Source organism: Myxococcus sp. CA005 (assembly GCF_006518205.1).
Taxonomy (GTDB): domain Bacteria; phylum Myxococcota; class Myxococcia; order Myxococcales; family Myxococcaceae; genus Myxococcus; species Myxococcus xanthus.
On record NZ_SRLV01000004.1, the window covers coordinates 151,870 to 164,871 of the forward strand.

General features: G+C 69.0%; 11 protein-coding genes and 1 riboswitch. Of the genes, 5 read left to right on the forward strand and 6 right to left on the reverse strand.

The window, feature by feature from the left end; all coding sequences use genetic code 11:
* Nucleotides 1-29: 29 nt before the first annotated feature.
* Nucleotides 30-1,034 (reverse strand): formylglycine-generating enzyme family protein, encoded by a 1,005-nt coding sequence (locus tag FMQ63_RS02910; RefSeq protein WP_011553680.1) that lies wholly within the window; start codon nucleotides 1,032-1,034, stop codon nucleotides 30-32.
* Between the two features lie 194 nt (nucleotides 1,035-1,228).
* Here FMQ63_RS02910 and FMQ63_RS02915 point away from each other — a divergent pair, with 194 nt between their 5' ends.
* Nucleotides 1,229-2,371 carry a hypothetical protein gene (locus tag FMQ63_RS02915; protein WP_216608549.1) on the forward strand — a complete coding sequence of 381 codons (1,143 nt, stop codon included), beginning with the start codon at nucleotides 1,229-1,231 and terminating at the stop codon, nucleotides 2,369-2,371.
* A 41-nt stretch (nucleotides 2,372-2,412) separates the two neighbouring features.
* On the opposite strand, the gene FMQ63_RS02920 is transcribed toward FMQ63_RS02915, so the two are convergent.
* Nucleotides 2,413-3,030, reverse strand: coding sequence for a hypothetical protein (locus FMQ63_RS02920; protein WP_225909267.1), 618 nt, complete (start codon nucleotides 3,028-3,030; stop codon nucleotides 2,413-2,415).
* Between the two features lie 200 nt (nucleotides 3,031-3,230).
* Nucleotides 3,231-3,301: riboswitch (guanidine-III (ykkC-III) riboswitch) on the forward strand.
* A 17-nt stretch (nucleotides 3,302-3,318) separates the two neighbouring features.
* Between FMQ63_RS02920 and sugE the strand changes: the two genes are divergently transcribed.
* From sugE to FMQ63_RS02940, 4 genes are all read left to right on the forward strand, one after another.
* A complete protein-coding gene (gene sugE, locus FMQ63_RS02925; protein ID WP_011553683.1) occupies nucleotides 3,319-3,639 on the forward strand; it encodes a quaternary ammonium compound efflux SMR transporter SugE in 321 nt (106 codons plus the stop codon).
* A gap of 61 nt (nucleotides 3,640-3,700) precedes the next feature.
* Entirely contained in the window at nucleotides 3,701-4,900 is a 1,200-nt protein-coding gene (locus FMQ63_RS02930; RefSeq protein WP_020478146.1) for an MBL fold metallo-hydrolase, read from the forward strand.
* Nucleotides 4,901-5,074: 174 nt separating this feature from the next.
* Entirely contained in the window at nucleotides 5,075-5,776 is a 702-nt protein-coding gene (locus FMQ63_RS02935) for a hypothetical protein (RefSeq protein ID WP_225909268.1), read from the forward strand.
* Between the two features lie 251 nt (nucleotides 5,777-6,027).
* A complete protein-coding gene (locus tag FMQ63_RS02940; RefSeq protein ID WP_011553686.1) occupies nucleotides 6,028-7,560 on the forward strand; it encodes a methyl-accepting chemotaxis protein in 1,533 nt (510 codons plus the stop codon).
* A gap of 171 nt (nucleotides 7,561-7,731) precedes the next feature.
* Here FMQ63_RS02940 and FMQ63_RS02945 read toward each other — a convergent pair whose 3' ends face one another.
* Genes FMQ63_RS02945 through FMQ63_RS02960 form a run of 4 tightly spaced genes read right to left on the reverse strand, consistent with a single transcriptional unit; the run spans nucleotide 7,732 to nucleotide 12,968 of the window.
* Complete coding sequence (locus FMQ63_RS02945) at nucleotides 7,732-8,001, reverse strand: DUF2277 domain-containing protein (RefSeq protein WP_026114134.1); 270 nt, start codon at nucleotides 7,999-8,001, stop codon at nucleotides 7,732-7,734.
* Nucleotides 8,002-8,043: 42 nt separating this feature from the next.
* Nucleotides 8,044-11,130 (reverse strand): efflux RND transporter permease subunit, encoded by a 3,087-nt coding sequence (locus tag FMQ63_RS02950; RefSeq protein ID WP_011553689.1) that lies wholly within the window; start codon nucleotides 11,128-11,130, stop codon nucleotides 8,044-8,046.
* 5 nt (nucleotides 11,131-11,135) lie between these two features.
* Nucleotides 11,136-12,698, reverse strand: a complete 1,563-nt coding sequence (locus FMQ63_RS02955) for an efflux RND transporter periplasmic adaptor subunit (RefSeq protein WP_011553690.1) — start codon at nucleotides 12,696-12,698, stop codon at nucleotides 11,136-11,138.
* A complete protein-coding gene (locus FMQ63_RS02960; RefSeq protein ID WP_020478144.1) occupies nucleotides 12,699-12,968 on the reverse strand; it encodes a hypothetical protein in 270 nt (89 codons plus the stop codon).
* Nucleotides 12,969-13,002 lie beyond the last annotated feature (34 nt).

The following is a 13,002-nucleotide window of genomic DNA, read 5'->3' on the forward strand; positions in this document are numbered from 1 at the left end:
GACCTTCTCTGGAAATGCCAGCTTGCGGCTCAGGGGCGGACGACGCAGCGGAACCCGATGTGCGACGTGCCGCTGTCCACGGCCTGCGGTGAGCGCGCCGCCGGGCGGTAGCGCAGGCAGTAGTTCGGCGCGCACAGGTGGCTGCCGCCCTTGAGGACGCGCCGGGGAATCTTCACCTTCGGCAGGCACGGGTCCAGGCTGCGATCCGACGTGGCCGGTCCCCGTGGATTGACGGGGATGCAGCAGGGCTTTCCGCCATTCCCCTCGTGCCGCTCCTGGTACCAGTCCGAGGTCCACTCCCACACGTTGCCGGCCATGTCGAAGAGGCCGTAGGCGTTCGGTGGGAAGTTGCCCACCGGGGACGTGCCCTCGAAGCCATCCGTGTTCAGGTTCTGCCAGGGGAACTCCCCCTGCCAGGTGTTGGCCATCAGCTTGCCACCCGGCGCGAACTCGTCGCCCCAGACGTAGACCTTCCGGTCCAGGCCTCCGCGCGCGGCGTACTCCCATTCCGCCTCGGTGGGCAGCGTCTTGCCCGCCCAGAGCGCATAGGCGAGCGCGTCCTCGAAGCAGACGTGAACCACCGGGTATTGTTCGCGCCCCTGCCAGGTGCTGCCCGCGCCTTCGGGGTACTTCCAGCAGGCGCCCGCCGTATAGAACCACCACTGCGTCAGGTCGCGCAGGTCCACGCGAGCGAGCGTCTTCTTGAAGACGAGCGAGCCCGGGACGAGCAGCGCTGGATTCGCGCCGGGAAAGTCGTCGGGGTTCAAGGGGCGCTCGGCCACGGTGACGTAGCCGGTGGCCTCCACGAAGCGCGCGAAGTCCGCGTTCGTCACCAGTTGGCTGTCCATCCAGAAGTCCGTCACCGTCACCTGGTGCGTCGGCCGCTCCTCCGGATAGTGATGGTCCGAGCCCATCCAGAACGTCCCACCGGGGATGTAGACCATGCCCGGCAGCGAGCGGGCTTCCTGCCCCGCGCCGTCCTCGAGGGGCCGGCCGCCCTGGGCCGGGACTTCGTCGATGACGTCGATGCTCATGTGCGTGCCTCCTTCCCTGCGAGAACGGAGGGGCGCGCCGTGCCCCGGTAGCAAACGTGGGGGGCCACGCGGCACGGAACAATCCGGCCCTCAGGGGTAGGCCTCGTGTCCGCGCCTGCTCCTGCCGGTCGTCGCCCGGCCGGGGGGCGCTTGTGGGTTCCTGGACGCAGCCCCACCGTGGAGACGGCGCCCTCATGGACCCGCACTCGACGATTGCCGAATTCTCCCTGGTGAAGGGCGGGCTGCTCTTCGAGACCGAGCGCCGGCTCCGGCGGGGTCCGCGCAAGCGTTATGACCCCGTGTTGCGGGCGCTGGCCTTCTCGGCGATCGGCTGGCTGCCCTTGCTGATCTTCACGCTGCCTTCGGGTGGGCCGACCGTGGGCTCCCTGTTCATGGAACTCCAGGTCCATGCGCAGTTGCTGGTGGCGCTGCCCGTGCTCCTCGCCGCGGAGCCCTACATCGACGGCCGCCTGGCTTTCGCGGTCCGCCAGTTCCTCAATTCGAACCTGGTGGCGACGGACGGCCTCCGGACGTTCGAAGCGGATGCCCGGCGCGCCATGCACTGGCGGGACAGCTATATCGTGGAGGCGCTGCTGCTCATCCTGGCGTATGCCCTCACGTTCATCACCCCGGCCGACGCCACCCGGTCGTGGACCCTCAGCGGCGATGGGTTCTCCATGGCGGGGTGGTGGAACCTCGCCGTGAGCCAACCCCTGTTCCGTTTCCTGGCGCTCCGGTGGCTATGGCGTGGCGTCGTGTGGAGCGCCTTCCTGCTGCGTGTGTCACGTCTGCCGTTGACCCTGGTTCCGACACATCCGGACATGATGGGCGGGCTCGGGTTCCTGCCTGTCTGCCAGGCCTGTTTTTCGCCCGTGGTGTTCTCCCTGGCCGTGGTGGTGGCGGCATACACGTCCCGGGTGGAGCCCAAGGACCTGTCGGCCAACCCCGCGGCCTACGTGATTCCGCTGGTGGTCATCGCGGCCGGCGCGGTGGTGCTGGTGTTCGCGCCGATGAGCTTCTTCGTGCCCCAGCTCGTGCGGGCGAAGCGGATCGGTGACGAGGACTTCTCGAAGGTCGCGGCCAAGCACTCGCGGCAGTTCGAACACAAGTGGTTCCGGGGCGGACCGGAGCCGGAGCTGCTGGGCGCGCCGGAGATGTCCTCGCTGGCGGACATCGGCACGGCCTTCACGCTGGAGCGGAGGATGCGCCTGTTGCCCTGGGACAAGATGGCCCTGCTGGCCGTGGTGGGGGCGGCGCTGGCGCCACTGGTCATGTTGCTGGTGATGGACCGGCAGTTCATCTCCGTCCTCAAGTTCATCCACGAGGGCTTGAGGTGACGCGGGCCCGGAGGGCTCCGGGCCCGGTCATGCCGATGCGCTCAGAACGTGGCGCCGACGTTCAGCGTGGCGTTGTAGCTGGAGCCTCCCGCGAACGTGACGTCTTTCACGGGTTGGTTCTCTGCGGGCGGCAGCGTGGGGACGAGCTCCTGGTTGAAGAGGAGGTTGTAGTTGGCCCGCACGTCCGCGGTGAAGGAGCCGGTGTAGAAGCGCAGCCCCGCGCCCAGCGGTACGGCGCCAGCGGTGTCGTCGCGGTAGCCCAGCGCTTCCGCGCCGCGGCGGACGTTGTACCAGTTCATGCCGAGGCCGCCGAGGAGGTACGGCTGCACGGGGGTCGCCGTCAGGCCGATGGTGGCCACGGCCTGGCCTCCGTTGCGGACGATGTCCGGGTTTCGAGCCAGGTCCTCCAGGCCGCGCCGGTCGAGCTTGTTGATGGCGCCGGTGTAGCCCAGCTCGATGCCCAGCACGGTGGACGGTTTGAGCGTGGCCGTGGCGCCGTACGCCGCGCCCGGATCGATTCGGGGGGCCAGCCCACCGCTGTAGCCCTCCACGCCACCGCCCACGGTGACGGTGAGCCCGCGCATGTCGGGCTTGTCCTTGGCCAGCGCCGTGCCTCCGCACAACGCGCCCGCGATGGCCAGTGCCTGGATTCGTTTCATTTCGAGCGCCTCCAACAGACGGGGTTGTTCCGCCAGGAAGCTGGGGCCGCGGACAGGCCGGTTCAAGGCAAGCCGGCAAGGCATCTCCGCGAGCCCTCCCAAGCGTGCCTGTGTCCCACCGCCGGACACCCCACCTGGTGCGGTGGCATTGTCCGGCCGGGTTGAAACGGGAATCGCGTGGCTTTATAGAGGGGGGCGCCAGCGGCCTCATCGTGAGGGTGTCTGGCCCGGACGAGGCGCGCCGTACCCGGTCAGGACAAGACGACGCGACAACGGGAGTCGTACGTCATGTCCTGGATTCTACTCGTCATCGCGGGGTTGCTCGAGGTCGGTTGGGCCATCGGTCTCAAGTACACCGAGGGCTTCACCCGGCTGGTACCAAGCGTCCTCACGGGCGGCGCCATCGTCGCCAGCATGGTGCTTCTGGGGATCGCCACGAAGAACCTGCCCATTGGCACGGCCTATGGTGTTTGGGTCGGCATTGGCGCCGTGGGCGCGGCCATCATGGGCATCGTGCTCTTCAATGAGCCGGCCACGCCCGCGCGCGTGTTCTTCCTGGTGCTGCTCCTCACCTCCATCGTGGGCTTGAAGGTCACCAGCGGCCGGTAGGTGGCCCTTCGGTGCTGATTTCCCAGGCGCTGCCTTGTAGGCAGCGCTACACGTGGGAGTCATGCGCGATGCGTTCCTGGGTGGAGGTCGTCCGAAGCGGCGGGGCCTGTGGCGGTATGCCCTGGGCGTGATGGGGCTGGGCGCGGGCGTGGGTGCCCTCCTCACGTGGACGACGACGGACGGCCTCCAGTCTTTCGGGGCGCGGGCAGATGGGGCGCGCCTGGAGCGGATGAAGGCATCGTCGCGCTACCAGGCCGGCATCTTCATCAACACCGCCGGTGCCAGGCTGCCGCAGAATGGGCCGGACTGGGGCACGTTGAAGGAGATGCTCTTCGGCACCCAGCAGCGTACGCCGCCGTCCGCGCTGCCCATGGAACGGGACGTGGCCGCGGCGCTGGCGAAGCCGCCGGAGAGCGGCCTGCGCGTGACGTGGCTGGGCCACTCCTCGCTGCTGGTGGAGATTGACGGCTTCCGCATTCTCACAGACCCCATCTGGGGCGAGCGCGCGTCGCCGTCCACCATTGCTGGGCCCAAGCGGTTCCATCCGCCTCCGCTTCCGCTGGAGGCGCTGCCGGACGTGGACGCGGTGCTGCTGTCGCATGACCACTACGACCACCTGGACATGCCCACCATTCGGGCGCTGGTGCCGCGTCAGGTGACGTTCTACGCGCCGCTGGGCGTGGGAGCGCACCTGGAGAAGTGGGGCGTTCCGGCGGAGCGCGTGGTGGAGCTGGACTGGTGGCAGGAGGTGTCACTGGGGGAGGGGGAGGGCCGCCTGCGCATGGTGGCCACGCCCGCGCAGCACTTCTCCGGCCGGGGCCTGACGGACCGCAACAGCACGTCCTGGACGTCGTGGACGCTGCTGGGCTCGCAGCATCGGGTCTTCTTCAGCGGGGACACGGGGCTGACGGAGGAGTTCGCGGAGGTAGGGCGCCGCTTCGGTCCGTTCGACGTCACCATGTTCGAGGTGGGCGCCTTCCATCCATCTTGGGGAAGCATCCACCTGGGGCCGCAGCAGGCGCTGAAGGCGCATGAGATGGTGCGGGGGCGCACCTTGCTGCCCATCCACTGGGGGACGTTCAGCCTGGCGCTGCACGCCTGGGATGCGCCCGCGAACGAGCTGGCGGCCGGGGCGCGCGAGCGGGGCGTGAGTCTGCTCACGCCCGTCTTGGGCCGCCCCGTGGAACCGACGCGGGAGCGCGCGGACACGGCGTGGTGGAGCACGGTGCAGGCCGCTGCTGTCGTTGGCGACGCGCCTTGATGTATCGCCGAGGCCCCGACGTCACCCGGAGTCAGTCGGTACCCTGACAATCACGTCCTGAACAATCGGTGGCCGCGTATGACTGCTTTGTCGTGCTTCGGCCGGTATGCAAGGTCTCCCGACGATGCATTGAGATGTCTGTCGTTGGGTATGGGACGTGCAGTGCGGCCGGGTATGATTCGAACAGTACTCGTGGCGATGCTCCTGTTCGCAGGCACCGGGAAGGCTCAAGGCGTGGAGGCCGCGTCGGTGCCGCAGGCACCTCGCGCGGAGCGTGCCGGGCTGGCCATCTGGACGGCCTCCGTCATCGATTGGAGCCTGCTTCTGGTGGGGCCAATCCTGGGCGTGGGCCTCAATGTCGCGCTGCCAGTGGGCATGAACGTGCCTTTGACGGATACAACGGATGGCGTTTTCGAACTCCGACCCATGCTGGCGCGCAAGAGGTGCACCAACATCCACGGAGACGCCATGCCCCGTTGCGGCACCCTGCAAGCCCTTCGGGCCACGGTGGGCCTGGCGTGGACGCCCTGGCCGGGCGAGCGGGGCGATGGCTTCTTCATCCAGCCCAAGCTGAGTGGCATGGTGACGCATCAGACCGTGCGTGGGACGGAAATCCCAGTGACGGCGGAGGGCACGAGGATGGAGACGGGCGGACAGGTCTCCCTCGGGTTCGACGTGGGGTACCGGAAGACGTCCCGCCGCTCGCGTTCTTTCCTGGCTCCGGTGATAGGCGTTGGCGTGGGCTATAGCTGGAACCAGCAGCGCGGGCGGGTCGACCCGGGATGGCTCTTTGCTCGGGAGCAGGCACGTGGCTGGAAAGACAAGTTCATCGTGGACCTGAACCTGGACCTCTTGCGGTTCGGGGCCACGTTCTAACGACCGCGGGGCTGCGTCAGTCGGCGTCGTCGGTGATGTCGAAGTGCAGCACGTCTTCGCGCGTGGCCAGTTGCGGCAGGTGAAGTCCATGCCCGGCGTGAATTTGCGCTGGGAAAGCAGTCGCCCGTGTCCGCGGAGTAAGGGGTTCCCGAGGGATTGCACCCCCGCACGCTGGCGCCCACAATGCGACGCGTCTGGATTGTCAGATGGAGCATCATTTCCCGTTTTGAGCCCGGATCGGGCACGGCCGGATGCGACTCTCACTCACCCATAAAATCACCCTGGCGCCCATCATCGTGGCGCTCCTGTTCGTCCTTCTCTCTCAGGGCTACACCGTGCCTCGCCTCCAGGAGGCCTTCGAGGCGCAGGGGCGGGAGCTGAGCGGCGCGCTGCCTGCGGTGCTCGCCGCCGCGGTGGCGGACGGCATGAAGCGGAGCGCGCACGACGAGGTCCAGCAGACGCTGGAGGCCGTGGCTCGGCATGGTGGGGCGGCCTACGTCGCCGCGTTCGACGCGGGGGGGACGTTGGTGGGCGTGGCCGGTGAGAAGGCCCAGATGCTACGGGATGCCCGCGAGCAGTTGAGGTCCTCCGAGGGAGGGCTCGTCCTGCGGGATGGGGACACGGAGCTGCAGGACCTGGTGGCGCCGGTACCAGGTGACGCCGGCTGGGTCCACGTGGGCTTCGACCGCACCCATGCGCGTGGGCTCGTGGAAGGGGCGCTGGCGAACGTGGGCATCACCGTGCTGGTCGCGCTGCTCGTCTTCACCGCGGCGGCCTTCCTGGTCAGCCGCGCCATCGTGTCGCCCCTGAACCAGCTCTCCTCCGCGGTCCGCCATATCGCCGAGCGCGGCGACCTGCGGCAGACTATTCGCATCGACTCGGATGACGAGGTGGGGCAGCTCGCGCGGGCCGTGGGCATGCTGGTGGGCAAGCTGAAGGAGCTGCTGCATCAGCTCCAGTCCTCGACGGAGCTGCTGAGTGACTCGGTGTCGGGGCTGACGGAGTCGGCGGATCAGCAGAATGAGATGGTGACGCGCCACGCGGCCGCACTCCAGGAGACGCAGGTGACGGCTCAGGAGATTCGCCAGACGGCGATGCTGGCGTCGGGCTCCGCGGAGTCCGTCATCCAGGTGGCCGAGCGCGCCGAGCAACTGAGCCGCACCGGCGAGGAGGCCGTCTCGGCGAGCATCGACGGCATGGAGGAGGTGCGCAATCAGGTGGCAGAGATCGCCGCGCGCATCACCTCCCTGGGCGAGCGGACCAGGCAGATCAGCGGCATCACCGAGACGGTGAAGGACCTGGCGGACCAGTCCCACCTGCTGGCCGTCAACGCCGCCATCGAAGCGGCGCGCTCCGGGGAGCACGGCAAGGGCTTCGTCGTGGTGGCGAAGGAGATTCGTGCGCTGGCGGACCAGTCCATCCGGGCCACCAACCAGGTGCGGCGCATCCTCCAGGACATCAATCAGGCCATCATCGGCACGGTGGAGATCACCGTCGAAGGCACCGAGCGCATGGAGGCGGGGCTGGCGCAGGTCCGCACGTCCGGCGAGACGCTGAAGGAGCTCACCGCCATCGTCGAGGACAGCACCGCGGCGGCGCGGCAGATCGCGCGGACGGTCAGCCAGCAGGCCACGGGCATCGAGCAGATCTTCACCGCGGTCAACGAGCTGAACACCCTGATGACGGACACCGTGTCCCGCATCTCCACGACCAGTGACTCCGCCATGTCCCTGAAGATGCTCTCCGAGCGCGTCTCCCAGGTCGTCCGCGCCTACAACGTCTGACGCCGCCGCAGGAGAAGCGGTGAGCTTCTTCGGCCGCTACGACGCGGACGGAGCGGCCTTCTTCCGTGACGCGTGTTTCGTGGCGTGGGGGCGCTTCGCTTCCACCCCGTCTTCAGGAGGCTGCTGCGCGGAAGGGTAAGCACGACCCCGGGGGACGGCGAGTCACCTCCGTCAGCGGGACTCCGCCTTCTTGTAGCGCAGGCGCTTCATGGCCTCGAAGCGGGCCCTGTCCTTGGGCGGCGTGGTGGCCACCAGCCCGTCGAGCATGCGCTTCGAGCTCTGGAAGATTTCCTCGACGGCGACCTCGAAGGCGTCGGTGTTCTGCTTCGACGGCGTCCGCGTCCCGGCAATCTTCCGGACGAATTGAAGCGCCGCCGCGCGGATGTCGGCATCGGTGGCGGGAGGCGCGAAGTTGAACAGGGGCTTGATGTTCCGGCACATGCCCTCAGGGTAAAGCGAGTCCGGAGAACAGGCCATTGCGCATCACGGAGTCCTCGTCATGGGCGTGTCCTTCCCGGCACCGAAGACCGAGTAGAGGACTGGGAGCACCACGAGGGTGAGCAGGGTGGACGACAGGACGCCTCCAATGACGACCGTGGCCAGGGGCCGCTGGACCTCCGCGCCGACGCCGGTGTTGAGCGCCATGGGCACGAAGCCGATGGCGGCCACCGCGGCGGTCATCAGCACGGGCCGCAGCCGGGACACGGCCGCCTGGCGAATGGCTTCGCCCAGGGCCTGACCTTGCTCCAGCAAGGCGCGGACCCGTGAGACGAGCACCATGTCCCCCAGGACCGAGACGCCCGACAGGGCGATGAAGCCCACGGCGGCGGAGATGGAGAAGGGCAGGCCCCGCAGCAGAAGCGCGAGCACGCCGCCCACGAGCGCGAAGGGGACGCCCGCGAAGATGCGCACGGCGTCCAGGACGCGCTGATAGGTGAGGTAGAGCGGCAGGAAGATGAGTGCCAGCGCGACCGGCACCACGATGAGCAGGCGCGTCTGTGCGCGTTCGAGGTGTTCGAACTGACCGCCGTAGCGGACGTAGTAGCCCGCGGGCAGCTCCAGCTTCTCATCGAGTGTTCGGCGGACCTCCGCGACGAAGCCGCCGAGGTCGCGTTCTCGCACGTTGGCCTGGACCACCAGCCGCCGTTTGCCCCACTCGCGCTGGATGGTGGTGGGGCCGGATGTCTCCTTCATGGTCGTCAGCCGTCCGAGGGGAACGCGCTCGCCGCCGGGCGCGGCCACGGGGATGGTGGCGAGCTTCGTGGGTTCCTCGCGGTACTCCTCGGAGAGGCGCACGGCCAGGTCGAAGCGGCGCTCGCCTTCGCGCACCTCCCCGACGATGCGCGTGCCCACTGCTTCCACGACGTCGAGGACGGAGCGAGCGGGAATCCCGTAACGGGCCACCGCCGCCCGGTCCACCGTGATTTCCAACACGGGCTGGCCCGTCACCTGCTCCACGGTGACGTCGGCCGCGCCGGGGATGGCCCTCACCAGGGTCTCCAGCTCACGGGCCTTGGCCTTGAGCACGTCGAGGTCATCCCCGAAGAGCTTGATGCCGACGTCGCTTCGCACGCCCGCGATCATCTCGTTGACGCGCATTTCAATGGGCTGAAGGAAGGCCATGCGCATGCCTGGGAGGTCCGCCAGTTCGGCCTTCATCTCGTTCACCAGCTCCTCCTGGGTGGTGGCCCGCTTCCACTGCTCCCGAGGCTTGAGGGTGATGAAGACGTCGGAGAGCTCGACGCCCATGGGGTCCGTGGCCACCTCCGCGGTGCCGGTCCGGGTCCAGACGCGTCGCACCTCGTCTGGGAACCGGGACAGCAGCAGCCGCTCTATCTGGCTGCCGTAGCGGATGGATTCGGAGAGGGAGACCTCCGCCAGGCGCACGGTGTTGATGACGAGCGTGCCTTCGGACAGGCGGGGGACGAACTCGCTGCCGAGGCGCGTGGCGGCGAGGGTGGCTCCCACGATGAGGAGCGCGGCGGCGGTCAGGGTGACACGCGCATGGGCCAGCGCCCATTCGAGGACGGGCCGGTAGATTCGTTGGAGCCAGCGCATGAGCCGTGGCTCATGGTGAGGGCTGCCGCCGCCTCGCTTCAGCGCGAAGGAGGCCAGTACCGGCATCAGCGTCATGGAGAGCAGCGCACTGCCCAGGAGCGCGAAGATGACCGTGAGCGCCATGGGGCGGAACAACTTCCCCTCCACGCCTTCGAGGGCGAGGATGGGCAGGTAGACCACCATGATGATGAGCTCGCCGAAGAGCGTGGGCTTGCGGACCTCGACGGCGGCATCCCGCACCACCTCCAGCAGGGAGCGTCCGTCCCGGGCCTCGGAGAGTCGCCGCTCCGCGTTCTCCACCATGATGACGGAGGAGTCGACGACGAGCCCGAAGTCGATGGCGCCCAGCGACATGAGCGTGCCGGCGATGCCGAAGCGCAGCATCGCGTTGAAGGCGAACAGGAGCGACAGCGGAATGGCCGCCGCCACGATGAGGCCGGCGCGCCAGTTGCCCAGGAAGATGAAGAGCACCGCGATGACGAGCAACGCGCCTTCCAGCAGATTGGTCCGCACGGTGCGCAGCACGTGGTCCACCAGCTCGGTGCGCTCATAGACGGGCTCCACGCGCACGTCCTCCGGCAGCGTCCGCTGGATGTCCTCCAGCCGCTGGGCGAGCGCCTTCGTCACCGTGTGGGAGTTTTCGCCTACCAGCATGAAGCCCAGGCCCAGCACGGCCTCGCCCTCGCCATCCGCGGTGGTGGCGCCGCGCCGGATTTCATGGCCCACCTCGACGCGCGCCACGTCCCGGATTCGCACGGGAACGCCGTGGTGCGCCGCGATGACCACGTCCTCGATGGCGTTGCCGTCCGTGAGCACTCCCACCCCGAGCACGAGCGTCGCCGCGCCGCCCCGCTCGAGCACGCCGCCCCCGACGTTGGCGTTGTTCTCCTCCAGCGCCCGGTAGATGTCTCCGAGGGACAGGTTGAACTGCTGCATTCGGAGGGGGTCGACGATGACGTGCCACTGCTTCTCCTCGCCGCCCCAGGCATTCACCTCCGCCACGCCCGGCACGCTGCGCAGTTGGGGCGCGATGACCCAGTCATGCAGGGTGCGCAGCTCCTCGAGGCTCTTCGTCCGGCTCTTGACGAGGTAGTGGAAAACCTCGCCCAGGCCGGTGGCGACGGGCCCGAGCGTCGGGGGCGCGATGCCCGCGGGTAGCTGCACTCGGCTCAGCCGTTCGGACACCTGCTGCCGCGCGAACCACAGGTCGGTTCCGTCTTCGAACTGGAGGGTGACCTGGGAGAGGCCGAACTTGGAGATGGAGCGCAGCTCGCTGACGCGAGGCAGGCCCGCGAGCGCCTGCTCCACGGGGACGGTGAGCTGGCGCTCCACTTCGTTGGGCGTGAGCGCCGGTGCGACGGTGTTGACCTGCACTTGCGTGGGCGTCGTGTCCGGGATGGCGTCGATGGGCAGCGCCCGGAAGGCGAGCAGACCCGAAATGACGAGGGCCCCCGTTCCCAGGAGGACGGCCCAGCGGTGGGACAACGACCATTCGATGAGCCGGGTGAGCATGGCGGCTACTCGCCTCCCGCCGTCTCGCAGCAGCCCGCGCCGATGGAGTCCTTGAGGATCTCCGTCTTGAGCAGGAAGGCACCGGTGGTGACGACCTCCACCCCCGCCGAGAGGCCCTTGACGATTTCCACCTCCTCGCGCGTGCTGGCGCCCAGCTCCACCGCGACGGGCTCGTAGAGCCCCGGCTGCTTGCGCACGAAGACCAGCGTCTGGCCTTCCGCGCGCTGGATGGCCGCGTGGGGAACCAGCACCGCCTCATGTTCCGGGGCGACCTGGACCCTTGCCCTGAGGAAGAGCCCGGCCTTGAGGGCGCCGTCGGGGTTGGGCAGTTCGACCCGGGCGCGCACCGTGCGGGAGGCCCGGTCCACCGACGCGCTCACGCGGGTGAGGGTGGCGTCACGCGTCTGTCCGGGCATGCTTTCGAAGGTGAGGGTGACGCGCTGTCCCGCGCGAACCTGGAACGCGTCCGCCTCCGGAATCTCCAGCAGGGCCCACATGGTGCTCAGGTCCGCCACCTGGATGAGCGGCTGTCCAGCGGATGCATGGCGTCCGGCGACGGCGTCTCGCGCCACCACCGTCCCCGCGAAGGGCGCCGACAGGGCATAGGTCCCCTGCGGGCCCTGGCCGTTGGCGCCCGCGGCGGAGAGCGCTGCGCGGGCGGCATTGCGCTCGGCCTCGGCCGCCGCGACCTCCGCCTGGGCGGTCTCCACGTGTTTTCGTGCGCGGATTCCGCTCGTGGCCAACTGCTGCTCGCGCTCGAGCGCCGAGCGCGCCACCGTCAGCCGCGTCTGTGCCGCCGACAGCCGTCCCTGGTCCGCGCCCACGGCCCCCGAGGTGACCAGCACCAGTGGCTGGCCCGCCTTCACCTCGTCGCCGACGTCCACGCGGACGTCCGTTATCAGCGCCTCGCTGCGGGCGGACAGCTGCGCCAGCCGGTTCTGGTTGAAGTCGAGCTGCCCGACGACGTCCAGGGTCCGGGCAAAGGGCCGCTTCACCGCGCGACGTGTCTGGATGCCAGCCTCGCGGGCCGTCTCGGCGGACGCGAGACGGACGCGTGTGCCCGGCTCGGGGAAGGTGGGGGGCTGGGCACCCGCGGCCTTCACCAACTCCGGGTGGCAGTACGGGCAGACGGACTCCGGGAAGCCGTGCTCCCGGCAGTAGTCACCGGCCTCGATGAACTTCGCGACCAGCGACGGGTTGCATTTGGTGCAGCGGGACTCGGGGACCGCGTGCTCCTTGCACCAATCCTTGGGGGTGGTGTCCCGCGCGGTGAAGGTGAGGCCCGGGTTGCATTGGAAGCACTGGGATTCGGGGACGCCGTGCTCACCGCACCAGTCGTCCTGGTCCTTGAAGACGTCGATGAGGTCGGGGTTGCACCGGGTGCACAGCTCCGCGGGGACGCGGTGCTCACAGAGTGCGACCTCGGACGGGGTGGACGTGCCTCCCGAGGCGACTGGCGGCGGTGAAGGCGCCTTCGCCGTGGGGGGACTCGCTTGTTGGCTGCAACTGGCGGCGCTCAGTGCCAGCAGCACCGCCAGGACGCTGGGGCCGACTCGGGAGGCACGCATCTACTTCACGCCCTTCTTGGAGAGTTCCGGGTTGCAGAGGACGCACTGGGATTCGGGCCGCGCGTGCTCGGGGCACCAGTCACCCTTGGCCTTGAAGACGGGAGCCAGCTTCGGGTTGCAGCGGGCACAGAGGCTCTTCTGGACGCCGTGCTCGCAGCGCGGCTTCTCGGACCCGGCCGTCTGGGGCTGCTGGGCGGGCTTGCTCTCGTCGGCCAGGACGGGGGCGGCGAACAGGGACAGGACGACGGACAGCGTACGCAGCGAGTGCATGATGAGGCGCTCCTGCCGGGGCGCGTGCCCACGG

What these genes read in the sequence shown, in the direction of transcription:
- FMQ63_RS02915 (WP_216608549.1), top strand. Translation starts at nt 1,229, where the DNA reads ATGGACCCGCACTCGACGATTGCCGAATTCTCCCTGGTGAAGGGCGGG.
- FMQ63_RS02955 (WP_011553690.1), bottom strand. Translation starts at nt 12,698, where the DNA reads ATGCGTGCCTCCCGAGTCGGCCCCAGCGTCCTGGCGGTGCTGCTGGCA.
- FMQ63_RS02950 (WP_011553689.1), bottom strand. Translation starts at nt 11,130, where the DNA reads ATGCTCACCCGGCTCATCGAATGGTCGTTGTCCCACCGCTGGGCCGTC.
- FMQ63_RS02920 (WP_225909267.1), bottom strand. Translation starts at nt 3,030, where the DNA reads ATGAAACGAATCCAGGCACTGGCCATCGCGGGCGCGTTGTGCGGAGGC.
- FMQ63_RS02945 (WP_026114134.1), bottom strand. Translation starts at nt 8,001, where the DNA reads ATGTGCCGGAACATCAAGCCCCTGTTCAACTTCGCGCCTCCCGCCACC.
- FMQ63_RS02940 (WP_011553686.1), top strand. Translation starts at nt 6,028, where the DNA reads ATGCGACTCTCACTCACCCATAAAATCACCCTGGCGCCCATCATCGTG.
- FMQ63_RS02930 (WP_020478146.1), top strand. Translation starts at nt 3,701, where the DNA reads ATGCGCGATGCGTTCCTGGGTGGAGGTCGTCCGAAGCGGCGGGGCCTG.
- sugE (WP_011553683.1), top strand. Translation starts at nt 3,319, where the DNA reads ATGTCCTGGATTCTACTCGTCATCGCGGGGTTGCTCGAGGTCGGTTGG.
- FMQ63_RS02960 (WP_020478144.1), bottom strand. Translation starts at nt 12,968, where the DNA reads ATGCACTCGCTGCGTACGCTGTCCGTCGTCCTGTCCCTGTTCGCCGCC.
- FMQ63_RS02935 (WP_225909268.1), top strand. Translation starts at nt 5,075, where the DNA reads ATGATTCGAACAGTACTCGTGGCGATGCTCCTGTTCGCAGGCACCGGG.
- FMQ63_RS02910 (WP_011553680.1), bottom strand. Translation starts at nt 1,034, where the DNA reads ATGAGCATCGACGTCATCGACGAAGTCCCGGCCCAGGGCGGCCGGCCC.